Genomic DNA, 24,213 nt, shown 5'->3' with positions numbered 1-24,213 from the left:
ATGGCGCGACCGATCCGATCGATCACCCTCGGCCTGGCCTGGCGGTTGTTCCTGGCGCAGGCGTTCACCGTGCTGTTCGCCGTGGTCGCACTGATCCTCACCTGGGGTGACAAGGATTCCTGGGGCATGGACATGTTCACCGCCGAGGCGGTGGCCAAGGCCGTGCACAGCCAGGATGGGGGCCTGGCGCTGGACGAGGCACGCTGGCAGAAGCTGGATGCGCGCGCCGGTGGCAACCTCTGGTTCGCCGCCGTCGATGACCGGGGAGCCTGGCTCGAGCGTGGCAAGGTACCGGCGATCCATGCGCCGCTGCTGGCGCGGCTGCCGACGCTGGGTGCCACCGAACTGGGTTCACTGGTGCCGCCCTATCTGGACGTGGCGCGGGTGATGATCCGCAACGAGGACGGGCGGCGCATCACGGTGATGGTGGGGGGCGCACCGAAGGGCGGCCTGCTGGATGGTGCGCTGATGGTGCTGCGCCTGATTGGCCTGTGGTTCTTCCTGCCGCTGATCGTGGTCACCCTGCTGGTGATGCCGACCGTGATCCACCGCGCGATGCGAGGTGTCCGACGCTCCGCGCAGCAGGCCAAGGAACTGGACATCGGCCAGCCGGGCGCGCGGCTGGACGCGCAGCTGGTCTCGACCGAGGTGGCACCGCTGGTGGAGGCGTTCAACGATGCCATCGACAAGGTGCAGCAGGGCTATGCGGCGCGTGACAAGTTTCTTGCTGATGCCGCGCATGAGCTGCGCGTGCCGATTGCCGTGGTGCAGGCGCGCCTGTCGCAGCTGCCGCAGGGCGAGTTGAAATCGCAGTTGCTGACCGACATTGCTCGCCTGGGCAACGTGGCCGAGCACCTGCTGGATCTGCAGCGGCTGGATCGCAACACCAGTGCGATGCAACGGTTGGATCTGGCCCTGGTGGTGCGCGAAGCGGCGGCCGAACTGGCTCCGCTGGTGGTGGGCGCCGGCTACGGTTTCGAGGTGGACGCACCAGAGACGCCGGTGTGGATCCACGGCGACAGCCTGGCGCTGGGTCGGGTCATCGCCAATCTGGTGCACAACGCCATCGTCCATGGCGGCGGGCGTGGCACGATCTGCGTACGTCTTGACCGGACCGGTCTGCTGGAAGTCAGCGACCAGGGCGCGGGCGTGCCGGTCGGCGACCGCGAGGCGATCTTCGAGCCCTTCCATCGACTGCGTGCGGCGGGCAGTGGCAGCGGGTTGGGCCTGCACCTGGTCAAGGAGATCGTCCAGCATCACGGTGGCTCGGTCAGTGTGGGTGAAGCCGTCGGCGGCGGCGCCAGCTTCCGGGTCAATTTCCATCGCGGCAGCGTGCGGCGCTGACCGCTGCGCGGGTCGTTGCCTGATAGGAGGACAGGGGCAGCATGCGGCAGGCTGATGCGATGGCCGCCGATACTCCGTTGCCCGCTCCCATTGGCGGGGTCTGCACTGCCGCGTTCGTCAGCGGCGCCCTGGCGTGCGTGCTGCTGCCCGCGTTGCCACCGCTCTGGAGCTGCGCGCTGGCGAGCACCGTGGCCGGCCTGGGGTGGGCGCTGCCGTGGCGCGGCCGCGCGGTTGCCGCGCTGCTGTTCGGCGCAGCGTGGGCGGCCCTGCATGGTCAATGGACGCTGCAGCAGCAACTGCCGCCGGCCATGCCGGTCCGCGATGCCGTGGTCAGCGGGCGCGTCGTCGATCTGCCGGTAACGGCGGGCGGCCATACCCGTTTCGTCCTGCAGGTCGGCGATGCACCGGGGCATCCCGCACTGGCGGGCAAGCGCCTGCAGATCACCTGGAGCGATCCATGGCCCGGAACCCGCACGCGCGTTGAGGGTGGGGGCCGTCATCAGGTCCGTGCGGGGGCGCAGTGGCGGTTGCCGTTGCGGCTGCGGGCGCCACGCTCGCGGATCAATCCTGGCGGCTTCGACGCGGAACGTCATGCTGTGCTGGCGGGCATTGCCGGTCACGGCACGGTGCGTGCAGCGGGCAGTGCGCGTGAACTGCAGGCGCCGGACGGGCTGCTGGCCTGGCGCGAGCGCAGCAGCGATGCGATTGCAATGCAGGTTCCCAGCCCCGCATCGCGCTTCATCCGCGCGCTCGCGCTGGGCGATACCCGATGGCTGTCCGACACCGATTGGAATCAGTTGCGTGCGCTGGGGCTGACCCACCTGATCGCCATCTCGGGCTTCCACGTGGGCCTGGTGGGTGGCTGCGCGGCACTGCTGTGCAGCGCAGTGTGGTGGCTGTTGCCGTCGCTGGCCCGTCATTGGCCGCGTCCGCAGGCCGCTGCGTGTTCCGCCGCGCTGGCAGCGGCCGGCTATGCCCTGGTGGCCGGCGCGGAACTGCCGACCGTACGCACGGCGTTGATGATCGGGCTGATCGCCCTGGCACGCGGGGGGCGGCGACCTCCCGACGTGGTCCAGGCCGTGTCACTGGCGGCCCTGGTGCTGCTGTTGCCAGCACCGCTGTCCGTGCTGTCGGCCGGCTTCTGGCTCAGCTTCGGTGGCGTGCTCTGGCTGCTGTGGTGCCTGCCGACGGCAAGCGCCGACAGTGTGGGGAGCCGCCTGCAGGCCTTCTTCGCGGCCCAGGGGGTGGCCAGTCTCGGCCTCCTGCCGCTGTGCGTGGCCCTGTTCGGAGGCGCCGCGCGCCTGGGGCCTCTGGTCAATCTGCCGGTCATCCCGTGGTGGAGCCTGCTGGTGGTGCCACTGGCACTGCTTGGCACCGCTCTGGATGCCCTGTACAGCGGGGCGGGACGATGGCCCTGGCGCGCAGCGTCCTGGCTGTTCGACCTCAGCTGGCAGGCCCTGCAGCCGCTGGCAGACCACCCGCAGGCGATGTGGTGGCTGGCCGAGGCTCCGGCGTGGACCGTGCCAGCGGCCTTGGCGGGCCTGTTCTGGTGGTTGCTGCCGCGCGGGGCCGGCGGCGTGCTGGCCGGCGCGCTGCTGTGCCTGCCGCTGTCATGGCCGTCACGTGACATACCGGCTGCCGGGGAGGTGCAGCTGCTGGCGCATGATGTCGGGCAGGGCACGGCGGTGCTGGTGCGCACGGCACGGCATGCATTGTGGTACGACGTCGGCCCTGCGATCGGTGGCGATGGCGACGAACGGGTCCTGCTGCCGGCCGTACGTGCGCTGGGTCAGGTGCCGCCCGGTCGCGTGGTGCTCAGTCATGACCATCTGGATCACACCGGCGCACTGCCGCGGCTGCGCAGGCAGCTGCCGCACCTGGAGCTGCTGGCACCCCCAGGCAGCAGCCTCGACGGTGCCGGCAGCTGCCATCGCGGCGTTCGCTGGCGATGGGACGGGGTGGACTTCAAGGTGCTGCATCCCGGGCCCGACGTGCCGACGGCCGGCAACGAGGAGAGCTGCGTGCTGCGCATCGCCAGCGCACATGGCGTGATCCTGCTGGCCGGCGACATCGGCGCGGCGACCGAACGGCGCCTGGTGGAGCGGGCGCCCGGCGAGCTGCGCGCGGACGTGGTCCTGGTTCCGCATCATGGCAGCGGGGGCAGTTCGGATCCGGCCTGGGTGGCAGCGGTGGCTCCCCGGCTGGCCGTGGTCTCGGCCGGGCACCAGAACCGTTTTGGCCACCCGAAACGTGACGTGGTGCAGCGCTGGCGCGCCGTGGGCGCCGAAGTGCTGGCTACGGCCGAATCCGGCGCGATCCGCATATGGCTTGGCGCACAAGGCCTGCAGCTGCGTGAACAGCGCATCCACGCGGCCCGGTGGTGGGATGCCGCTGGGCGGGCGCGGTCGGCTGCTATCCTATCGCCGATCGAACAGGCGGCCGCTGGGCCGGAGGGTTGAAACGTGTGGGAACTGGTCAAGGCCGGTGGCTGGCCGATGGTGCCGCTGCTGCTGTTGGGCGTACTGGCTTTGGCAATCGTCCTGGAGCGCTTCTGGTCCCTGCGGCGCGCTGAAGTGCTGCCACCGGGGCTGGGCCAGGAAGTGCGCAACTGGGCTGCGCGCGGCAAGCTCGACCCTGCCCATCTGCAGACGCTGCGTGCCAACTCGCCACTGGGAGCGCTGCTGGCCGCCGCGCTGGAAGCACGCAATCGTCCGCGCGACCAGATCCGCGAGCGCATCGAGGACACCGGCCGCCACCTGGTACACCGCATGGAGCGGTTCCTCAACGCGCTCGGCACCATTGCCTCGGCCGGCCCGCTGCTGGGCCTGCTCGGCACGGTGATCGGCATGATCCAGATGTTCCTGGGCATCCTCGACCACGGCGTGGGCGATGTGAACCAGTTGGCCGGTGGCATCGGCAAGGCCCTGGTCTGCACGGCTACCGGCATGATCGTGGCGATTCCTGCGCTGATGTTCCATCGCTATTTCAAGGGCCGGATCCACGGCTATGTGGTGGAGATGGAACAGGAAGCCAGCGCGTTGCTGGATACGCTCGATGGTCGTCCCGGCGTGATGGCGCCCGCACCGGCATCGGCTGCACGTGCCGCTGCGCCCGCCCCGGCGAAGGCCTGATCGATGCGTATCGGCAACGACCGATCCCAGGATGAGCCGCATATCGATCTGGTACCGTTGATCGACGTCATCCTGGTGCTGATCATCTTCTTCGTGGTCACCACCACCTTCGATGCGCGTTCGACGCTGCAGGTGCAGCTGCCCACCGCCAGCCAGCAGCACAGCGATGAACCACCGCGTTCGTTGAGCGTGCTGATCAATGCCGATGGCCGCTATTTCATCAATGACCAAGAAGTGCTGCGCAGCGACGTCGAGTCGGTCAAGCAGACCATTGCCGCTGTGGCGGGCAGTGATCGCGAACAGACCGTGCTGCTGCGTGCCGACGCGCGCACTCCCTACCAGGCCGTCGTGACCGCGCAGGATGCGCTCGGTCAGCTCGGTTTCCGCCGTATTGCAATCGCCACTGCGCCAGAGGTGCGTCCATGAGTTCCAAACACGCGCCGGTGTGGCCGATCTACAAACGCCTGCTCGGCTATACCCGGGCCTATTGGGTGTTCATGGTGGCCGCGGTCATCGCGATGGTGGTCGAAGCACTGGCCGGCTATCACTTCACCAAGCTGATGGAGCCGCTGGTCAACCGGGGCTTCGTCAACCCGGAGCCGCGCATGGCGGTGATCCTTCCGCTGACCATCCTGGGCCTGTTCCTGATGCGCAGCCTGGCCACCTGGGTCAGCGACTACACGCTGGCCAAGACCGGGCGCAGCGTGGTCCGCGACCTGCGCGAGCAGGTTCTGCAGAAGTACCTGCACCTGCCGTCTTCGCACTTCGACAACGAGGCGACGCCGGTGATGGTCAGCCGCCTCAACTTCGACACCGAGCAGGTCACCCAGGCCAGCGCCGACGCACTGAAGACCGTGGTCGCCGACACCCTGACCATCATCGCCATGCTGGTGGTGATGCTGCAGATGAGCGTGAAGGTGACCCTGGCGATGCTGCTGGTGGTGCCGCTGATCGGCGGCATCGTGTCCTATGTCGGCAAGCGCTACCGCCGCATCAGCCGCGGCATCCAGGACGGCATGGGCACGATGGCGCAGACGGCGGAACAGTCGCTCGCCGCGCAGCAGGAAGTGAAGGTGCATGGCACGCAGGCGCATGAGATCGCCCGTTACTCGCGCCTGGCCAACCGCATGCTCGCGCTGAACATGAAAGTCGAAGTGACGCGTGCCGCCGCGTCCAGCGTGGTCCAGTTCCTCGCTGCGCTGGCCCTGGCGGTGATCGTCTGGGTGTCCACCCGCGAAGCACTGGCCGGCAAGCTCAATGCGGGCCAGTTCATGGGCCTGATGACCTCGATGATGGCGATCATCCCTTCGCTGCGGCGCCTGACCAGCGTGCAGACCTCGATCTCGCGTGGCGTCGCGGCGGCCGAGCGCCTGTTCGGCATCATCGACATGCCGGTCGAGCGCGACGACGGCACGCATGTCGTGCAGCGCGTACGCGGTGAACTGTCGTTCGAGCACGTGATGCTGCGTTATCGCGAAGACAGCGGCATCGCCCTGGATGACATCAGTTTCGTTGCCAGGCCCGGAACGGTCACCGCCATCGTTGGTCGTTCCGGCAGCGGCAAGACCAGCCTGATCCGGCTGGTGCCACGCTTCTACGAGCCCAATGGCGGCGTCATCCGGCTGGACGGCGTACCCCTGGATGACTATCCGCTGGCTGACCTGCGCCGGCAGGTGGCGATCGTCGGGCAGAAGGTCATGCTGTTCGACGACACCATCGCTGCCAACATCGCCTATGGCATGGATGCGACCGACGAGCAGATCCGTGCCGCGGCCGAAGCGGCCAATGCCTGGGAATTCATCGCACGCATGCCACAGCAGCTGCAGACGCCGGTGGGCGAGAACGGTGCGCTGCTGTCCGGTGGCCAGCGCCAGCGCCTGGCGATCGCCCGCGCGATCCTGCGTGATGCGCCGATCCTGATCCTGGATGAAGCCACCGCGGCGCTTGACAATGAATCCGAACGGCTGGTGCAGGACGCGCTGCAGCGACTGATGCCGGAGCGCACCACGCTGGTGATCGCCCACCGCCTGTCCACCATCGAGCACGCCGACCAGGTGCTGGTGATGGATCACGGCCGCATCGTCGAACGTGGCACCCATCATGAGCTGCTTGCCATGGGTGGCCTGTACCAGCACCTGCACAGCATGCAGTTCCGCGAAAGGCAGGACTGATGGCAGGCAAGGGTACCCAGACCCCGCCGTACTGGTATGACGGCAGTTCGGTTCCATGGCCCATGCGCCTGCTGGCCCCGCTGTATGCCGGCGTCACCGCGCTGCGGCGACGCCTGTACCAGCGCGGTTGGCGCAAGCGCCACACGTTGCCGGTGCCGGTCATCGTGGTCGGCAACATCACCGCTGGCGGCACCGGCAAGACGCCGTTGACCATCGCCCTGGTCGAGCGGCTGCGCGCGGCCGGCTGGACGCCAGGCGTGGCGAGCCGTGGTTATGGCCGCGAGAACGCCGACAATGCGCAGTGGGTAAAGGCCGATACGCCGGTTGCAACCGGCGGCGATGAGCCGGTGCTGATTGCCTGGAAGACCGGCGTGCCGGTGCGCGTCGATCGCGATCGGGTGGCGGCGGGCCGTGCGCTGATCGAGGCCGGTTGCGATGTGATCGTCTGCGACGACGGCCTGCAGCACTACCGGCTGGCCCGTGACATCGAAATCGAAGTGGTGGATGCGCAGCGCCGCTATGGCAACGGCCGGATGATCCCGGCCGGCCCGTTGCGCGAGCCGGTGAGCCGCGCTGCCGAGTGCGATTTCCGCGTGGTCAACCTGGGCCAGACGGATGAGGACGGCGCGGAGCAGGCCTGCGGATTCGGTCAATGGCCGATGGCCCTGCATATCGACACTGCACAGCCTCTCGCGGGGGGGCGTGCGCGCCCGCTGGGCTATTTCAAGGGCCAGCGCGTGCATGCCGTGGCGGGCATCGCCCATCCACAGCGCTTCTTCGACATGCTGCGTGCGCGTGGCATCGGCGTGGTGCCGCATGCCTTCGCCGATCACCATGCCTACCAGCCGCAGGAACTGTCCTTTGGCAGCCAGCTGCCGGTGTTGATGACCGAGAAGGACGCCGTGAAGTGCCGCGCGTTCGGCAATGACTGGCATTACGCCGTGCCGTTGCGCGCTGAACTGCCTGCCGCGTTCTGGGTGGCGCTGACCGATCGCCTGGACAAGCTGCGACCGAACTGAGGGGCCGGGCGACGCTTGCAATCAGGCGCCGCTGGCCACATTCCCGTTGTAACGAGCCTGCCGAGTACCGCCCGCATGACTGAATTCGTCGTTGCCATCCCCGCCCGCTATGCCGCCTCGCGGCTGCCGGGCAAGCCACTGCGCCTGCTCGGCGGCGAGCCGCTGGTGCTGCACGTGGCGCGCCGTGCGCTGCTGGCTGGCGCGCGCGAGGTATGGGTGGCCACCGACGATCAGCGGATCGCCGATGCACTGGCGGGCCTGGGCGAAGTGAAGGTGGCGATGACCGCCGCATCGCATGCATCCGGCACGGATCGCCTGGCCGAGTGCGCGCGCATCGCCGGCTGGGATGACGACACCGTGGTGGTGAACCTGCAGGGCGATGAGCCGTTCGCGCCGGCGGCCGGCATCCGCGCCGTGGCCGAGGCGCTGGTCGATGGCGCGGCGCCGATGTCGACCCTGGCTACGACGGTCGAGGACGCCGAGACCTTGTTCGATCCGAACGTGGTCAAGCTGGTGCGCAATGTGCGCAACGAGGCGCTGTACTTCAGCCGCGCCCCGATCGCCTGGCACCGGGACGGTTTCGCACGCAGTCGCGAGGCCCTGCCTGAAGGCCACCAGTGGCTTCGTCACATCGGCATCTACGGTTATCGCGCCGGCTTCCTGCAGCAGGTCGCGGCGATGCCGCCGGGCCGGCTGGAGCAGATCGAAGCGCTGGAGCAGCTGCGCGTGCTGGAAGCCGGCTTTTCGATCAGCGTCGCCATCTCGCCTGAAGCGTTTCCGCCTGGCATCGACACCCCGGAGGACCTGGAGCGGGCCGAGGCGGTGCTGCGGGCCATGACCCCGCAATGAAGCTGCTGGTCGTCTGCCTGGGCAACATCTGCCGCTCGCCGATGGCCGAGGGGGCATTGCGCGCGCGCCTGGAGGCATCCCCATTGGCCGGCCGTGTGCAGGTCGATTCGGCCGGCACCGGCGACTGGCACGTGGGCGAGCCGCCGGACCGGCGGGCGATCGCCTGCGCAGCCGGCCATGGCGTTGACATCAGCGGGCTGCGTGCCCGCCAGCTGCGCGCCGATGACTTCCAGCGCTTCGACTGGATTCTCTGCGCCGATGAGGCCAACCTGCGCGATGCCGGACGGTTGGCCACCGCGCAGGAGCGCCAGCGCCTGGCCCTGTACCTGCCATGGTCAGGCGGGCAGGGCGCGGCCGCCATTCCGGATCCGTATACCGGTGGCAGCGATCATTTCGAGCAGGTCTGGGCCCTGGTTGACCAAGCGGCAGAACGTGCGGTGGCACGACTGTTGCATGACGTCGACTCCGGCATAATCACGGCATGAACGCCCAGCCTGTCCCGGACCTGCCCGAGTTCGCCACCTGGCTCAACGCCACCCCCTGCACCCTGGCGGAATTGCGCGGCCGGCCGGTCGCGCTGCTGTTCGTCAACGCTGCCTCTGCCTGGAGCGCACAACGCCTGGCCGAGTTCGGCCAATGGCTGTCGCGCCATCCGGGCAAGCTGCAGCCGCTGGTATTGCAGGTGCCGCGCTTCGACTTCGAGCGCGATGCCGATGCCGCGTTGAAACTGCTGCGCCGCCAGGGCCTGACCGCCCCGGTACTGCTGGATGCGGATTGGGACGGCTGGCGCCGTTTCGGTGTCACCGCGTGGCCGACCCTGATCCTTCTCGACGCGCAGGGACGCGAGCGGCAGCGGCTGGTCGGGCAGGGCGCTGCCGGCGAGCTCGAGCGCGCGCTGAACGCACTGTGCGAGGGTGCACCCTCGGCCCCGCCGCGCGGTGGCAACGAGCTGCACCCCGAGCCGCGGCATGCGTTGCGCTTTCCGCTGGGCCTGGCGGTCAGCACCGAGCGCCTGTACATCGCTGATAGCGGCCATCACCGCATTCTCGAATGCAGCCACGGCGGCCGCGTGCTTCGTCAGTTCGGGCTGGGGACCGCGGATTTCATGGATGGCAATCTGGCCGAGGCCGCCTTCCACAGGCCGCAGGCACTGGTGCTCGAGCGCGACGCCCTGTACGTCGCCGACACCGGCAACCACGCCATCCGCCGGATCAACCTGTTGACCGGTCTGGTCGACACCCTGTGCGGCAATGGGCGCCCGGGCGCGCCGGTGGAAGGGCCTGTCGCCCAGCCGCGGCAGGTGCCGCTGGATCATCCGGTCGGCCTCGCCATCGCCGACAACCAGCTGCATATCGCCATGGCGGGTGACAACCGGATCTGGAGCTACCACCTCGGCCAGCGCAGCCTGCAATGGCGCGCAGGCAGTGGCGCGATCGACGAGCGCGACGGCAGTGGGCATCTGGCTGCCTTCGCGCAACCCACCGCGCTTGCCGTAGTACAACAGGTCCTGTACGTGGCCGATGCGCTGGGGTCTTCGATCCGCGCGCTGCAGCTGCGTGGGGATCTGGTGCAGACGCTTCTCGGGCAGGGCACATGGCGCTTCGGTGAAGCCGACGGCCCGCGTGCCCACGCCAGCCTGCAGTTCCCGCAGGCGATTGCACTGAGTCCGGGCGCACCGCTGCTGTGGATTGCCGATACCGGCAACGGTCGCCTGCGCACGCTGCGCCTGGGCGGCGGCGAACTGACCACGCAACCGTTGCCACGGCGCCTGCATGGCCCGGCCGGCCTGGCCGTGGGCGCGGGCGCGGTGTGGATCGCCGAGACCGACGCGCACGCCGTGCTGCGTTTCGACCCTGACAGTGGTGTACTCAGCGAAGTACCGATCAGCGAATGACCGACGTCCCCGTCCCGGCCTTCGACGGCAAGGCCTTCGCGGCCCAACTCAGTACCGCCCCCGGGGTGTACCGCATGTACGCCGCCGACGACACCCTGCTGTACGTCGGCAAGGCACGCGCGCTTCGCAACCGCGTGGGCAGCTATTTCAATGGCAGCCCGAAGAACGCGCGGATCATGTCGATGATCTCGCAGATCGCGCGGATGGATGTGACTGTCACGCGCTCGGAGGCCGAGGCGCTGCTGCTGGAAAACCAGCTGATCAAGTCGCTGGCACCGCGTTACAACGTCTCCCTGCGTGACGACAAGACCTACCCGCACGTGCTGCTGACCCGCGAGGAATGGCCACGCATCGCCCTGCACCGGGGGCCGCGTGCGATCCCCGGCCGCTATTTCGGGCCGTATCCGGGTGTCACCGCGGTGCGCGAGACGCTGAACCTGATGCACAAGCTGTTCAAGCTGCGCAGCTGCGAGGACAGCGTGTTCCGCAACCGCTCACGGCCGTGCCTGCAGTACCAGATCGGCCGCTGCAGTGCCCCCTGCGTCGAGCTGGTACCGGCAGGCGAGTATGCCGAGTCGGTGCGCCGCGCGGCGCTGTTCCTGGAAGGCAAGAGCGATGAGCTGACCCGGGAACTGGGTGAGCAGATGCAGGCTGCCAGTGAAGCACTGGAGTTCGAGCAGGCCGCGCGCCTGCGTGATCTGATTTCGTCGCTGCGCAGCATGCAGACCCGCCAGTACGTCGATGGCCGCGCCGCCGACCTGGACGTGCTGGCCGTGGCCATGCAGGGATCGCAGGCCTGCGTGCTGCTGCTGGCATTCCGCGATGGGCGCAACCTGGGCACCCGCCCGTTCTTCCCCCGCACCAATGGCGAGGACAGCCCGCAGGAAGTGCTGGCGGCGTTCGTCTCCCAGTACTACATCGAGTTCGAGCCACCGCGCGAGATCCTGCTGGATCGCGAGATTCCGGATGCCGATCTGCTGATGGCCGCGCTGTCTGCTTCGGCCGAGCGCAAGGTGCAGCTGAAGTGGAACGTGCGCGGCGAGCGCGCCGGTTATGTAGAGCTGGCCAGCCGCAACGCGCAGCTGACGCTGGCCACCGAGCTCAACAGCCGCAACGCGCAACACGTACGCAGCGAAGCCCTGCGCGAGATGCTGGGCCTGGCCGAGCCGGTCAAGCGCGTGGAGTGCTTCGACATCAGCCACACGCTGGGTGAGGCGACCGTGGCGTCCTGCGTGGTTTTCGATGCGGCCGGTCCGGTGCGTGCCCAATATCGCCGCTACAACATCAGCGGCATCGAGCCGGGCGACGACTATGCCGCCATGCGTCAGGCCATCGACCGCCGCTTCCGCCGTGCCGTGGAAGAGCAGGGCGTACTGCCCGACGTGCTGCTGATCGACGGTGGCGCCGGCCAGCTGGCGCAGGCGCAGGCAGCGCTGGCCGACCTGGGCGTGGAGGGCGTATTGCTGGTGGGCGTGGCGAAGGGCGTGGAGCGCCGCGCCGGTCATGAGGCGCTGGTCATGCCCGACGGCCGCGAGCTGCGCCCCGGTGCCGCCAATCCCGCCCTGCAGTTCATCCAGCAGGTGCGCGATGAGGCGCACCGCTTCGCCATCACCGGTCACCGCGGCCGCCGGCAGAAGGCGCGCATGACCAGCAGGCTGGAAGACATCCCGGGCATCGGCCCGCGTCGTCGTGCCAGCCTGCTGAAGCATTTCGGTGGGCTGGTCGGCCTGAAGGCGGCCGGTGAAGCGGAGATCGCCAAGGTGGAAGGCATCAATGATGCCCTCGCGGCCCGTATCTACGCTAACCTGCACGGGTTGGCCACGCCCGATGCGGCCGATTAGAGAGAGAAGCGCGCAAGCATGAAGTTGACCCTGCCCACCTGGCTGACGCTGTTGCGGATCGTGATGATCCCGGTGCTGGTGCTGGTGTTCTACCTGCCCTACACCTGGACCAACTTCGCTTCGGCGGCGATCTTCGGCTTGGCCGCGATCACCGATTGGCTCGATGGCTGGATCGCCCGCCGCTATCAGCTGGAATCGGCGTTCGGCGCCTTTCTCGACCCGGTGGCGGACAAGTTGATGGTGGCGGTGGCGCTGTTCCTTATCGTGCAGGGGCATCCGACGCCGTGGATGGCGTTCTGGGCCGCCGTCATCGTTGGCCGCGAAATCGCGGTCTCGGCATTGCGCGAATGGATGGCCGAGCTTGGCCAGCGTGCCAAGGTGCGGGTGGCGATGATCGGCAAGGTGAAGACAACCGCGCAGATGGTTGCGCTGCTGTGCCTGCTGTACTCGGTGGCGCCCAGCGTGGCGGTCGAGGACATCTGGATGGGCTGGCCGATCTTCCACATCGGTGACTGGACGCTGGCCATCGCGGCGGTGCTGACGCTGTGGTCCGGCCTGCAGTATCTGCACGCGGCCTGGCCGAGCCTGCGCGAGGACGAGCGTGCCGCACGCGAGCGCTCACGACAGAAGAAGCTGGGCAACGGTTGATCCGCGGCACACGGGATGCCCGTCAGGTTGCGAAGCGCGCTGGTTGCTGGATGCGCGCGGTTGAAAAAAGGCCTTGACGCCCCTTCCAGAATGGGTAGAATTTCGCCTCCCAAGCGGGAATAGCTCAGTTGGTAGAGCGCAACCTTGCCAAGGTTGAGGTCGCGAGTTCGAGTCTCGTTTCCCGCTCCAGATTCTGAAAGAGAGGCCTTTGGCCTCTCTTTTTTTTTATGTCGTGCCGGCCCTGGATTGCCGGGCTTTCCGCTCATCCGAACCTGAACGGAAAACGCGAATCGCCGACGAGATTTCTGTTGACGCATTGCTGCAATCTCGACACAATAGCGCTCCTTCGACGCAGGTCGAACGGAATCTGCGGGAATAGCTCAGTTGGTAGAGCGCAACCTTGCCAAGGTTGAGGTCGCGAGTTCGAGTCTCGTTTCCCGCTCCAGATTCAAGAAAGAACGCTCCCGCAAGGGGGCGTTTTTCGTTTCCGGTCAGGCCGGACCCTCCTGCCCGCCATTGCGGACCGGGCCGAATGGATATCATCCGCTGTAGTCGTCGGGGTGACGCAGGGAGCGGGGCAAGGGCTGGCAGATGGAGGCTGTGCACGAAACGAGGCAGGACGGTGGGCAGACCGCCTACCGGGCGTACCGTGATCGGATGCTGGAGGGTTGCCGGGGACGATCCGCGGGTGCGTTCCACGACGACATCGACGATGAGCGGACGGATGACCGGCCCGAAGCACCGCGCAACCGCATCCGTGGCTTCCGCATCGCAGTGGCCGATGCGCTGCGCGGGCAAGACCCGACTGTGGTCACCGAGGAAGACATGGCGCGCCGTGCGCTGGGCATTCCGGCGGACATCGCGCTGCATCCTGGCAAGGGCCGCGGGTGGCCGCTTCTGGTGCAGGTGTTCATGCCGTTCCCGTGGGTGCTCAGGTACGTGCGACACGCGCTGTCGCGGATCCGGACGTTCGAGGGCCGCCAGTACGTGTACTGCCAGTTCCACGCACGGCTGTTCCTGCATGCGGAAGCACGCATGTACAGCCGCAGCCTGGACATCGCCCTGCGCCGCTTCGAAGCCACGTCGTGGGAAGAACTGCGGGCGCTGCAGCTGCGGGATGCCGGCTGGCTCATCGCTGCCCATCGCCTGGGCCTCCGTCGGCTGACGGACCTCGACCGGTGCGCTGGACGGTCTGAAGCGCCTGGATGGTTTGCGCGGTGGATGGTGGATGAAGGCATCATCCAGCACAAGGAAGAGCTGCAGTGGCTGCAGTTCGCGCACACCGCGCACAGGGCATGGAGCGTCGGCTGGCGGCCGCGGCGAACGCAGCGCGAGCCGGTGCGTTCCGTTGTGCGCCAGCTGATGCTTGCGGGCGTTGCGCGGCCGCACCTGGCGCGCCTTCATGATGTCGACCTGGAAGAATCTGATGCGGCGCGTCTGGCCGCGAATCTGACACTGCTGGCCGGTGCCGGCATTGCGCCGGTGCACGAGGTATTCGATTCTGCACGTTATCTGTTGTGGCGCACGCCGACGAAGACGTGGGCCTGGGTGCTGGGGGCAGCCGGCGCATGCACACCGGCAGATATCCACACGCTGCGCGGCTACCTGGGGTTTCATGCTCCACCCCCTGACTGGATCGCCCATCATCTGATCGCACGTGGTGCAGGCCTTGATGCACTTGCCACTTGCTGTCGGTTGCTGGCCGAGCTGAGCGATGATGCCCCGGCCGAAGATGTGGAGGCCGCCATCGACCTTCTCCTGGCAGCACCTCATTGCCTCGACTTCACGCAGTTGGGCGCCTGCGGCCAGTATCTGCGACGGCCCGACCGGCTGGATCGATTCCTGCAGGTGCTGGTTCGCCATGATCTCGGTGCAGCGGGCCACGTTGTTGCGTTCCAGGCCTGCTATCGCGTCGGTGACGCCGATCGCCTGGACGCGTGGTTGACCCTCATTGCGGGGCGCACAGCGGGCATGGACGTCGATGTCCTGGTCGAATGGGTGGGTCGAATGCTTGCACAGGGGAGCCTGGACGCATTCCAGTACCTGCATTCGGCCATTGCGCCTGCTGATTTTGCAGAGCTGCGGAAGCTGGAAGTGCTGGCGTCCCTCGGTCCGGGACTGCTGCGTTACCTGGTTGAAGACAAAGGCCTGGATTCGGTAAAAGCGCTGCGCGACTGGTACTTCGCTACCCGGGGCCTGCACGGGGTGACCTGGTGGGGCGGCAGCGATCCCGAACTGTGTCGGCTGCTGGCGGATGACGCCTTCCAGCGCCACAACTTCGGCTTCATGATGCAGAACCATCGATGCGTCCTGGAGGTGGTCGAACGACGGGCACACCAGGTGGTTCCGCGCCCGCAGAGAAACGTCGATGCAGATGCCATGGCGCGCTACTACGATGCGCTGGCCACGCGGCGTCGCGAAGAGATGGCGCGCCTCCTGCCGCAGTTGCCCGCGATGCTGGAAGGAACCGGCGGACTTCTGCTCGCATCGGTCCTTCGCGCAGGCGGAACGTCGATGAAAGCACTGCAGGACAGGCTGGCCCGGTTACAGCCCGCGGTCGAGCAGTTGCTGGCCGGGCAGGGAGCAACGTCAGCCGAGCTGGACGAGGTGGATGCGGAGCTCATTTCGATGGTCTACCGCACGTCCGTCGATGTCGTTCGTGGAAGTTGGGCGGCGGCACGCGGATTCCAGTCGCACCTGGATGGATGGAGGCTGGAGCCGTTCCATCCGATGGCCTGGCAACGCTCGATCAGAAAACGCACAGGCGTGCTGGAGCGCAGCGGCCTGCTGGCACTGAAACGCGCCAGCGAACATGCGACGCGGTTCCAGCACGGCCCGGATGAGGGGCCGCGAACGTTCCGTGACCTGCGATCGAAGCGGTTGCTGGATCCCGCGCGGGATCCGTGGTCGGTCTCCGCCCATCTCGGCCTGCTGCTGGCTGCCGCAGGCAATGATCCGGAGATCCTCCAGTGGCGGCGCAGCACCTTCAGCGAGGTCGCCAGCATGCCGGAGGACGGTGCGCAGACCAGCGCGTACCTGGAGCAGCTGGATCGGTTGTTCAACAGCGCATTGCCGGATGCCCTCGACGAACATGCTCAGCGTTTTCTGCATAGCCTCGCTCCCGATGACGCCAGGCAGCTGCTGCAGCGGCTGCTGCCGCCATCGCCGTCCGCTGACAGCACGGTACCGGTCATGTCACTGGATCAGGCCTTCGCGCAGATGCGCAAGAACGTTCTGGATGTGTGCGTGCGCTGGGTGAAGCGCGAGAAGGGCAGGTATGGCCGCCCGGACCCTTCCGGATCGTGCACGCATCTGCATGCGACGTTGACCAAGCACCCGGCGGCGTACTTCGCCAAGCATGCCGCCAATCTATGCTCACGCGATCGCGTTGCGATGTGGCAGGAGGCGCGCCACGCCCACCTGGTCGTATTCGATCCGAGGCAGCGACGATTGGCGGGCATGGCCATGGTGAACATCGAGGTCGTGCCGTCCCTGCACGCTTCCGGGAGCTGCCTCATCATCCGCGCGATCAATCCCATGGAAGACATGCTTGCGACGCATTGTCTCCGGTCCATCGTGGAGTCCTTCCTGGACATCGCCATCCAGATCGCAGAACGCAACGACCTGGTTGCGGTACTGATGCCCTGGCACAACGGGGCGCATCTGTTGTCGAACCTTCCCGGGATCGAGAAGTACCTCGAGAAGCAGTACCTGCAGAAGGCCCAAGCGGCGTCTGCCGACCGGTCTGGCGAGCTGATGGCCAGCGACGACCTGCGCCGCCGCCCCCGCAAGGTGAAGGCCAGATTCTCGGCATTCGAGCAGGGAATGGAGATCGTCGGAACGCTGTATGCGATCTGGCAGCGGGCCCCGGTGGACCAAGCCACGCGTCGCACGCCATCGGAAGACGGTTGACGGCGTGAAGGAACTTCGACACAATGGCGCTCCTTCGACGCAGGTCGAAGAATCTGCGGGAATAGCTCAGTTGGTAGAGCGCAACCTTGCCAAGGTTGAGGTCGCGAGTTCGAGTCTCGTTTCCCGCTCCAGATTCTACAGGGCCCCGGTTGGGGCCTTGTTTTTCTCCCGCCCTTGGCAAGGCGGGGCCCGTTGAGCCACAAGGCTTTTCGCGCAGTCAGAAAAGTGAAATAAGGTGTGAAATCGCTGGTGTGAGTTCCGGGCTTCCGGTATCATGACAGCCTATGCGGGAATAGCTCAGTTGGTAGAGCGCAACCTTGCCAAGGTTGAGGTCGCGAGTTCGAGTCTCGTTTCCCGCTCCATGTTCCGACAGGCCCCATCGCGGGGTTTTGTCATGTCAGGGGCTCCATTCCTGGCGCGCAGTACGTTGGCCTCATGGCAGAGTGGCTATGCACCGGATTGCAAATCCGTTTACAGCGGTTCGATTCCGCTTGAGGCCTCCAATTGAAAAGCCCTGACTTCGGTCAGGGCTTTTTTTTTGCGCCGTCATCCTGCGCTGCCAAACGTGCCTGACGTCCCAGTCTCAGCCGCCTACGACATGGGAAGGGGGTATGGTCAGTGCAGAGGCCTTCGGGCGCGGCAATGGCAGGCAGGGAGACTATGGCGCGTGGCGGACAGGCGGTGGATCGGCAATGAGCAAACCCACAACGGAAGTACGCTGGCTGACATTCCGGCTGATGAACGGACAATCGATCGGACCGGAGCGCCTGCGCGATGGCTGGAGCACCGCTTCGGAAACCCGCCACTGCGGGGTCCGGCGCGAGGCCATCGAGGGGGCAGGTGTGGTCTACGCGCTGTACGGGCCTGCCAACCTGGCATCGCCGCGTCGTGCCGAGATGCGCATGCGTGAGTTCCTGATGAGCAGCGGCTACACCTTCACCATGGGCACGCTGGGCGGCTAGCGCATCGCGGCGGCCTTCAGGGCCGCGACCACCTGTTCTCCGGAGAAGCCACAGTGGCCCGTGCCTGCTGCGGGCAGTACGCGCGGCAACGGCGTCGCACCCGCGTGCGCGGCCAGTTGCGGGTAGCGCTCCTGCATGCGCGGTGCGATGGTGGGATCGTCGTTGTTGAACTGGATCACCAGCGGCCGCTTCAGCGCCCCGGTCAATCCGAGTGTTTCGCGCACACGCGCCTGTGCTGCGGGAACGGCAGCGATGCGCTGCACCCCTGCATTGAACGCGACGTCATCGCCGAATCCACGATAGACGACGCCGATGTTGCCGACTGGCATGCCTCCACTGCGCTTGGCCAGTTCGTGCAGGACCAGCGCGTGCAGGCTGATCGTTCCGGGCAGCGCATCGGATGCGACCTGCAGTTGTGCGGCCAGCAGTGCAGCGGAGTGCGGCGCGCGTTGCAGGGCGTTGACGATGCCTTGGTACAGCTCGCCCTGTGGTACCGAAGCGGCTTCGCTGGATGCCAGGCCAGCAGCAGGCAGTCCTTCGGCATGCGGGAAGAAGTAGTCGAACGCGACCACGGTGGTGAGCAGGTCGCCGGCCAGCTGCTCGCCTGACAGGTTGGCGCCGCATAGCGAAACACCACCGGCGTAGTGGGCCGGATGCCGTTCGAGACTCGCCACGGTCACCGCACCGCCCATCGAAAAACCGAGCAGCCAGGTATTGCGCACGCCCTTCAAACCGGCCAGCGTGTGCTGACGCAGGCGTTCCACATCGTTGATGGCATCGGCCACCGCCCACCCCTGGCTCGCGTAGGCGCTCTGTGCGACCGCGTAGCCGGCCGCCAGCAGAGGTGCGGTCGCCTCGTTGGCGGCCATCGGCGATTCGCGTGGCGTGCCCACCGGCTCGTAACCGTGCGCCAGCATCACCAGATCGCCGTTCCAGTCCGCAGGGATGTCCAGGCGCCACGGCGCACCCTGCAGCTCGCCACTGAGCATGCGTGGCGGGGCGGGCGGCGCCGCGAGCAGCGGCATGGAAGGCAACGCCAGGGCCAGTGCCAGGGTCAGTCGGAGAAGGGCACGCATCGTGTTCATCCGGGCAGGTGATACGCCGAGCATAGAACCGGCCGCGGTGCCGTGCCCGCTGCAATGCGTCAGGTCAGGGGGCAATCACCGGCCCGCCGCAGGCGACGCGGTGCATCGGAAAATCCATGGCCTTTGCCGGATCGTCCTGTGCGATCTCGATACGTGCGTGCAGGCGCTGCCCAGCGATGCGGCGATAGGTGATCCGTTGCGGGAAATCATTGGCCGGATTCTCGAAGACGACCTCGTCGGCCTCCACCCGGACGGCACTGAAATCAGTAGCGTTGCGGCCGGAGGGCAGCGCGGTGAACACCAGCCGCCCATCGTCGTGCTGGCGCAGCTGCATGAACTCGAAACCCACGGTGCGCCCGTCGCGCAGGCTGCGGCTGCTGCCGAACATCGTTCCGCCGGCCACGGTGGACCACTGCTCACCGGCTCCAGGTGGCTGCCCGTCCAGCTGCCAGCAGCCGGAGAGCCAGCCGAGCTGTTCAATGTCTGCGGTTGCAGCGGCGTGCGCATGGGCGGCGAAAAGCAGCAGAGGCAACACGGCGCGGGCGATCCGGTTCGACATCGTGGGCTCCATGCGCGGGACGGTGGCCCCTGTATAGCGCCGCGCAGCGCCGGCGGCCAGCGCCGCACACAATGACGCCGAATTCGATACGATCTGCAGGTTCCTCCCCCTTCTGCTTGCCCTGGAGTCCGACATGGTGGATCGCCTCGCCGTCCTGCTTGAGCGTTTCGCGGTCACTGCGTCGGTCTTCCACGCCGGTGCACTGTGCGGCATCAACAGCCTGGAGGGGGAGGACGAAGCCGGCCAGCTGCATCTGGTACGGCGTGGACCGGTGCAGGTCAGCCATGGACAACAGACCGTGCAGGTCGAGGTGCCCAGCCTGCTGCTGTACCCGAGGCCGATGCCCCACCGTTTCCAGACCGACCCGCACCTCGGCGCCGACATGGCCTGCGCCAACCTGCATTTCGAAGGCGGCCGGCTCAATCCGATCAGTGCCGCATTGCCTGATTTCATCTGCCTGCCACTGGCGGACCTGCACGGCAGCGATGCGGTGCTGGAAATGCTGTTCGAGGAGGCGTTCGAGCAGCGTTGTGGCCGTGCGGCAATGGTCAATCGTCTGTTCGAGGTGGTGATGATCCAGGTGCTGCGGCAGCTGATGGAAGGCGGTGAGATGCGCGGCGGTCTGTTTGCTGGCCTCGGTCATCCGCGCCTGCGTCTGGCATTGGTCGCGATGCACGAGGCGCCGTCGCAGGCATGGACGCTGGAAGACCTCGCCGACGTCGCAGGAATGTCGCGCAGCGTATTCGCGGCGAGCTTCCGTGAGGCGATGGGCACCACCCCCGGCCAGTACCTGCAGGGCTGGCGCGTAGGCCTGGCGCAGCAGGCCCTGCGGCAGGGCCGACCGCTGAAACGGATTGCCGACGAGGTGGGCTACGGCAGTGAAGCGGCGCTTTCGCGTGCGTTCAAGGCGCACACCGGGCAATCGCCCCGGCAGTGGCGGGGGCAGGTGCGGACCTCGGCAGCCTGAGCGTTCAGCCCAGCGCCAGGCGGGCCAGCTTCATGCCCACGAACAGGCCGGCCAGTCCCAGTGCGATCGATCCCCCTGCATACAGCGCGGCCAGTCCGTGCTGCCCCCGTTGCAGCAGCAGGCCGATCTCCAGCGAATAGGTGGAGAAGGTGGTGTAGCCCCCCAGGATGCCCGTGGTCAGCAGCAGCCGCAGCTGCGGCGATGCGCCGTTGCGCAGGGCGAAGGCCTCGACGACCGCCCCCATCAGCAGGGCGCCGCTGATGTTGACCAGGAAGGTGGACCAGGGCCATGGACTGCCGACGGCGAACCGCGTGCCGATCAGGTTGCAGGCATGGCGCAGGCAGGCGCCGGCGCCGCCTCCCAGGAAGACCAGGACGTAATTGTTCAGTGCTTGCATGGCGGGCCTCGAGTACGTGTTCGCAGATGCGGAGGCGAACGCGATGGCGGGCACGGCCTGCCATCGACGAACGCCCGGTTCGTCACAGCAGGAGCCATCAGCCATGCCTGGCGGTTATCGGGGGAGCCCCATCCCCATCGGTCCCCATGCTACCAGCGCCGACCCGGTCAGGGCAGGGAGGTCATCACCACGCGCGCCACCCTGCTGCGGCTGACGCCATCCATCAACAGTTCGAATGCCAGCAGATCCAGTGCCGCGTGGCGCCGGTGGTCGATCTCCAGGCCCTTCTCGGCGACCAGCACGCTCACCAGTTCATAGGCATCCTGCCAGACATCCAGGTGCGCTTCGCTGGGCATGTAATAGCTGGTGCGTTCGCCGACGCCCCGCCCATGGATGCCGTACAGCAGTTCGCGTGCATCCAGCTTGGCTGCGTCGGCGATCCGGAACAGCTGTTCGGCCTTCACATGTGAGGGGCTGACGTGGTCGTTGAGCCAGTTGCTGATGGTCGCCGTCGTTGAAGCGGCGGCGCGGGCCAGATCGGCCGGGCGTGGGTGCCCGGCTTTCTTCATGGCAATGGCGAGTCGTTGGCCGAGAGTATTCATCTATGCAAGCCAGCTTAACGCGTGGAAGCGAAAGAATCCTTGCCGCAAGAATAAGTCTGGTTAACGACAGGACCGACCATGACCGATTTCTGGAGCAAACGGCAGGTGCGCGCGCGCCTGGGATTCCAGACCGACGCCGAGCTGGCGCAGTTCTTTGGCATAACGCGATCCGCTGTGTCGCAATGGCCCCAGGAAGCGCCCATTCCTCCATTGCGACAGTTCATCCTCCACCAGCGCCATCCCGACCTGTTCCCTTGGGCTGAGGCCTCTGAAGACGAATCAAGCTAGGTTGCGTCTGCAAGTGTCGTATTTAGCACGCTTTGCGGTATGTGTTAAGCATGCTTATCAATATAGGGAAAATTGATCGAAACCCGCGTTGCGATTGATCGCGCCACGAGGCTGCCCTGGTGACGGACGCACCACGGCGTCGGGATCGGCCCCTTCTTTTGCCTGTGCCGATCACAGACCGTTATGTGAACGATTAATAATTTCAATCGAAAAAGTCGCCGCATGTAATTGACCTGTCGTGAAATCTGTGACTAATTGAGGTCAACCGGTCGTGAAGCCCGGGAGTCTTTCAGCACGCAAGTGAGTCGGTAGACCGTCAACGATGCAGGACAAGTCCAACGGAGGTCGTATGGAATACGGCATGCATGGCTTGGCTGAACGGGTACGCCGCGAACTGGAAGCCAGCTATCACAAACACGGATGCGGCCCTGCCTTCTGGGACACGTACCAGCAGGTGCTGGACCGCTTGGTCCCGCAGGGGACCGAGCGCACGGAAGTGACCAATGAAATGGCGCTGATCATCGAGCAGCTCGGAATCGTACGGCGTGCCCAGCTGGTGCCTCCGCACGCCAACGGGGCGCGCTGATTCAGAGCAGGTGCCAGGCGCCAGCGCTCAGCAGCACCAGCAGCAACGATGCCAGGACCACGGTTCGCGGTCGCCACCCGCGCCGCGGCTGCCCTGCCATCGTCTGCGGGCTGCAGTAGCGGATCAGTCCCGGGCCGAAACCGGCCCGGGACTGTTGCTGCTCGCAGGCATCCAGGCAGGCGCCGCACGCCAGGCAGTCGGCCTGCGGGCCCTGGCGGATGTCGAGCTGCATCGGGCAGGCGTGGAGACAGGCCGCGCAATCGGTGCAGTCGCCGAGGCGGTCGGCGCTGAAGGTGGGCATGGGGCCGGCCAGCCATGGGTGCGCGGCGCGGAACACGTAGTCCTGCGCGGAGGTCGGATCGAGCAGGCCGCGACCGCGGCCGATCACGCCGCCAAGGCCAGCGGGCCGGGGCCCGCGGGGTTCGCCGCGGCGCGCGTCATACAGCATCCGGGGGGTCTGGGGGTCGACCAGCAATGGCTGCGCGCGCGCGAAGGGGCACAGCGAACGGCAGACCTGCTCCCGCAGGAAGCCGGCGTTGCCCCATGTGGCTGCCGCGTAGAACAGCACCCAGAAGGTTTCCCAGCCACTCCAGCCGCCCTGGACACTGGCGGTGACGAGGCCGGTGATCGGGCTGAACAATCCCACGAAGGTGATGCCGGTCCATAGCGACAGCAGTAACCATGCAGCCTGCGTGGCAGGACGCGCCAAGGCGCGTGGCAGGCGTTGGGCAAGAAAGCTGTCGATCAGGCTGAAGGCGTAGCTCCACACGGTCTGCGGGCAGGCATGGCCACACCAGATGCGGCCGGCGAGGTGGGTCAACAGCGCCAGTGCCATCGCCAGCGCCAGCAGCAGGCCCAGCAGCAGGCCAACGTCGTCGGGCCACAGGGTCCAGCCGAACAGGTCGAAGCGACGTGCGTCCAGGTCCAGCAGCAGCGCCTGGCGGCCGTCCCAGCGCAACCAGGGCAGCCCAAGGAAGCCAACCAGCACACCGAGCCGCAGTGCGCCACGCCATCGCCACGGTGGGGAAGGGGGCCGTAGTGCGTTCATCCCAGAGGCAGCTCATCATCTGCGTCTGCCGGCATCGGCCGCAGCAGATATCCGGTGATCGCGCTGGACAGCGCCGTCACCGCCCAGAACATGAAGAAGCCGACCGTGTAGCCGAGTTCGCGACTGATCGCCGTGCCCGGAAAACTGATGGCCTGAAGGCGCAACGGGTCGACGAAAGCGAAGAACACCACGCTGGCCAGCCCGGCGGCGATGAAACTGGGCCAGAGGATGGCGCCCCAATGCTGGATCAGGCGCTGACGCGGGGACGAAGTGGGTGTATTCATGCGGTCGCGGGTCGGGAAGGGGGCGGCGCGTATACTCCGCCATGGCTGGCGCAGCATCTGCAGGGCATGTTTCCTGCAGGCATGTCAGCCTAGGCGCGCCCACGCGCGCCGACATTGATCTGGATCAACGGCGGTGCCGGCCGGTTGGCGCACCCTGCCGGCAATCGCCTGGTGCCTCTGATGAACGCTACGCCATCACTCGTCCCTCCTGTCGCCTCGCCCGCGCTGTGTACCGAAGAGGACGTGACCCGTCTGGTCCACGACTTCTATGCACGCGTGCGTGAGGAGGAGCGTCTGGGCCCCGTGTTCGACGCGCATGTGCACGATTGGCCCGGGCATCTGGCGCAACTGGTGGATTTCTGGTCCGCAATGCTCAGGGGAACGCGTCGCTTCAAGGGATCGCCCATGTCCAAGCACATGGCCATCGCCCTGGACAAGGACCTGTTCGACCGCTGGCTCGCGCTGTTCCGGCGCACCACCGCCGAATGCGGCAATCCACCGATGCAGGCGTTGGCCGATGATGTGGCCGCGCGCATTGCGGAAACGTTCTGGCGCCGATACCAGATGCTGCGCTGGCCGCAGGTGGCGCTGCCGGTGCTGGGCGTTCCTGCGCGGGATTGATCTGG

The 24,213-nt window shown here is 66.9% G+C and carries 23 protein-coding genes, 5 tRNA genes and 1 riboswitch; of the genes, 22 read left to right on the top strand and 6 right to left on the bottom strand.

Annotated features, from left to right (window positions below; all coding sequences use genetic code 11):
- The 18 genes from ACVOJ1_RS03210 to ACVOJ1_RS03125 all read left to right on the top strand — a co-directional run bounded on the left by ACVOJ1_RS03210 (nt 1) and on the right by ACVOJ1_RS03125 (nt 17,771).
- Complete coding sequence (locus tag ACVOJ1_RS03210) at nt 1–1,344, top strand: sensor histidine kinase (RefSeq protein ID WP_053519968.1); 1,344 nt, start codon at nt 1–3, stop codon at nt 1,342–1,344.
- Nucleotides 1,345–1,403: 59 nt separating this feature from the next.
- Nucleotides 1,404–3,803, top strand: a complete 2,400-nt coding sequence (locus ACVOJ1_RS03205) for a DNA internalization-related competence protein ComEC/Rec2 (protein ID WP_065175868.1) — start codon at nt 1,404–1,406, stop codon at nt 3,801–3,803.
- Nucleotides 3,804–3,806: 3 nt separating this feature from the next.
- Nucleotides 3,807–4,475: a MotA/TolQ/ExbB proton channel family protein gene (locus ACVOJ1_RS03200; RefSeq protein ID WP_053519966.1), complete on the top strand. Its 669-nt coding sequence runs from the start codon at nt 3,807–3,809 to the stop codon at nt 4,473–4,475.
- 3 nt (nt 4,476–4,478) lie between these two features.
- Entirely contained in the window at nt 4,479–4,901 is a 423-nt protein-coding gene (locus ACVOJ1_RS03195; protein ID WP_053519965.1) for an ExbD/TolR family protein, read from the top strand.
- The gene (msbA, locus tag ACVOJ1_RS03190) at nt 4,898–6,646 is read left to right on the top strand and encodes a lipid A export permease/ATP-binding protein MsbA (protein WP_053519964.1); all 1,749 of its coding nucleotides are present in this window, start codon (nt 4,898–4,900) and stop codon (nt 6,644–6,646) included. Before ACVOJ1_RS03195 ends, msbA begins: the two co-directional genes overlap by 4 nt.
- Nucleotides 6,646–7,665, top strand: a complete 1,020-nt coding sequence (gene lpxK / locus ACVOJ1_RS03185; RefSeq protein ID WP_346480010.1) for a tetraacyldisaccharide 4'-kinase — start codon at nt 6,646–6,648, stop codon at nt 7,663–7,665. Before msbA ends, lpxK begins: the two co-directional genes overlap by 1 nt.
- Before the next feature lie 75 nt (nt 7,666–7,740).
- Nucleotides 7,741–8,514, top strand: a complete 774-nt coding sequence (gene kdsB, locus ACVOJ1_RS03180; RefSeq protein WP_346480009.1) for a 3-deoxy-manno-octulosonate cytidylyltransferase — start codon at nt 7,741–7,743, stop codon at nt 8,512–8,514.
- The gene (locus ACVOJ1_RS03175; protein WP_346475510.1) at nt 8,511–8,999 is read left to right on the top strand and encodes a low molecular weight protein-tyrosine-phosphatase; all 489 of its coding nucleotides are present in this window, start codon (nt 8,511–8,513) and stop codon (nt 8,997–8,999) included. The genes kdsB and ACVOJ1_RS03175 overlap by 4 nt, the downstream gene beginning before the upstream one ends.
- Nucleotides 8,996–10,408, top strand: coding sequence for a hypothetical protein (locus tag ACVOJ1_RS03170; RefSeq protein WP_253119602.1), 1,413 nt, complete (start codon nt 8,996–8,998; stop codon nt 10,406–10,408). Before ACVOJ1_RS03175 ends, ACVOJ1_RS03170 begins: the two co-directional genes overlap by 4 nt.
- Nucleotides 10,405–12,249 carry an excinuclease ABC subunit UvrC gene (gene uvrC / locus ACVOJ1_RS03165; protein WP_340044796.1) on the top strand — a complete coding sequence of 615 codons (1,845 nt, stop codon included), beginning with the start codon at nt 10,405–10,407 and terminating at the stop codon, nt 12,247–12,249. The genes ACVOJ1_RS03170 and uvrC overlap by 4 nt, the downstream gene beginning before the upstream one ends.
- A gap of 18 nt (nt 12,250–12,267) precedes the next feature.
- Entirely contained in the window at nt 12,268–12,897 is a 630-nt protein-coding gene (gene pgsA, locus ACVOJ1_RS03160) for a CDP-diacylglycerol--glycerol-3-phosphate 3-phosphatidyltransferase (RefSeq protein WP_053519958.1), read from the top strand.
- Between the two features lie 113 nt (nt 12,898–13,010).
- Nucleotides 13,011–13,086, top strand: a tRNA-Gly gene (locus tag ACVOJ1_RS03155).
- Between the two features lie 180 nt (nt 13,087–13,266).
- Nucleotides 13,267–13,342, top strand: a tRNA-Gly gene (locus ACVOJ1_RS03150).
- A 155-nt stretch (nt 13,343–13,497) separates the two neighbouring features.
- On the top strand, nt 13,498–16,809 hold the full coding sequence (locus ACVOJ1_RS03145) for a hypothetical protein (protein ID WP_346480008.1): 3,312 nt from the start codon (nt 13,498–13,500) through the stop codon (nt 16,807–16,809).
- A 55-nt stretch (nt 16,810–16,864) separates the two neighbouring features.
- Nucleotides 16,865–16,940 (top strand) — tRNA-Gly (locus ACVOJ1_RS03140).
- 155 nt (nt 16,941–17,095) lie between these two features.
- Nucleotides 17,096–17,171: transfer RNA gene (locus ACVOJ1_RS03135), tRNA-Gly, on the top strand.
- Between the two features lie 67 nt (nt 17,172–17,238).
- Nucleotides 17,239–17,312 (top strand) — tRNA-Cys (locus ACVOJ1_RS03130).
- A 189-nt stretch (nt 17,313–17,501) separates the two neighbouring features.
- The gene (locus tag ACVOJ1_RS03125; RefSeq protein ID WP_053520307.1) at nt 17,502–17,771 is read left to right on the top strand and encodes a hypothetical protein; all 270 of its coding nucleotides are present in this window, start codon (nt 17,502–17,504) and stop codon (nt 17,769–17,771) included.
- Here the strand turns inward: ACVOJ1_RS03125 and ACVOJ1_RS03120 are convergent.
- On the bottom strand, nt 17,768–18,847 hold the full coding sequence (locus ACVOJ1_RS03120; protein ID WP_346480007.1) for an alpha/beta hydrolase: 1,080 nt from the start codon (nt 18,845–18,847) through the stop codon (nt 17,768–17,770). The genes ACVOJ1_RS03125 and ACVOJ1_RS03120 overlap by 4 nt on opposite strands.
- Nucleotides 18,848–18,920: 73 nt before the next feature.
- Entirely contained in the window at nt 18,921–19,415 is a 495-nt protein-coding gene (locus ACVOJ1_RS03115) for a DUF6265 family protein (RefSeq protein ID WP_346480006.1), read from the bottom strand.
- Between the two features lie 133 nt (nt 19,416–19,548).
- Here ACVOJ1_RS03115 and ACVOJ1_RS03110 point away from each other — a divergent pair, with 133 nt between their 5' ends.
- Nucleotides 19,549–20,382, top strand: a complete 834-nt coding sequence (locus ACVOJ1_RS03110) for an AraC family transcriptional regulator (protein ID WP_065175878.1) — start codon at nt 19,549–19,551, stop codon at nt 20,380–20,382.
- Between the two features lie 4 nt (nt 20,383–20,386).
- On the opposite strand, the gene crcB is transcribed toward ACVOJ1_RS03110, so the two are convergent.
- Together crcB and ACVOJ1_RS03100 are read right to left on the bottom strand one after the other, a co-directional pair.
- A complete protein-coding gene (gene crcB, locus ACVOJ1_RS03105) occupies nt 20,387–20,779 on the bottom strand; it encodes a fluoride efflux transporter CrcB (RefSeq protein ID WP_053520303.1) in 393 nt (130 codons plus the stop codon).
- 81 nt (nt 20,780–20,860) lie between these two features.
- Nucleotides 20,861–20,924: riboswitch (Fluoride riboswitch) on the bottom strand.
- Between the two features lie 22 nt (nt 20,925–20,946).
- Nucleotides 20,947–21,348, bottom strand: a complete 402-nt coding sequence (locus ACVOJ1_RS03100; protein ID WP_053520302.1) for a hypothetical protein — start codon at nt 21,346–21,348, stop codon at nt 20,947–20,949.
- Between the two features lie 111 nt (nt 21,349–21,459).
- Here ACVOJ1_RS03100 and ACVOJ1_RS03095 point away from each other — a divergent pair, with 111 nt between their 5' ends.
- Entirely contained in the window at nt 21,460–21,669 is a 210-nt protein-coding gene (locus ACVOJ1_RS03095; protein ID WP_065175879.1) for a helix-turn-helix domain-containing protein, read from the top strand.
- Between the two features lie 349 nt (nt 21,670–22,018).
- Nucleotides 22,019–22,255, top strand: a complete 237-nt coding sequence (locus tag ACVOJ1_RS03090) for a hypothetical protein (RefSeq protein WP_010486041.1) — start codon at nt 22,019–22,021, stop codon at nt 22,253–22,255.
- 1 nt (nt 22,256) lies between these two features.
- Here the strand turns inward: ACVOJ1_RS03090 and ACVOJ1_RS03085 are convergent, their stop codons facing one another.
- Together ACVOJ1_RS03085 and ACVOJ1_RS03080 are read right to left on the bottom strand one after the other, a co-directional pair.
- Nucleotides 22,257–23,303: a 4Fe-4S dicluster domain-containing protein gene (locus tag ACVOJ1_RS03085; RefSeq protein ID WP_263177901.1), complete on the bottom strand. Its 1,047-nt coding sequence runs from the start codon at nt 23,301–23,303 to the stop codon at nt 22,257–22,259.
- Nucleotides 23,300–23,587, bottom strand: coding sequence for a hypothetical protein (locus ACVOJ1_RS03080; RefSeq protein WP_053520310.1), 288 nt, complete (start codon nt 23,585–23,587; stop codon nt 23,300–23,302). Before ACVOJ1_RS03080 ends, ACVOJ1_RS03085 begins: the two co-directional genes overlap by 4 nt.
- A gap of 180 nt (nt 23,588–23,767) precedes the next feature.
- Between ACVOJ1_RS03080 and ACVOJ1_RS03075 the strand changes: the two genes are divergently transcribed.
- Entirely contained in the window at nt 23,768–24,208 is a 441-nt protein-coding gene (locus tag ACVOJ1_RS03075) for a group III truncated hemoglobin (RefSeq protein ID WP_065175929.1), read from the top strand.
- Nucleotides 24,209–24,213: the final 5 nt, after the last annotated feature.

This window comes from Stenotrophomonas sp. STEN225 (assembly GCF_056756445.1).
This window is presented reverse-complemented; position numbering and strand designations above follow the sequence as displayed.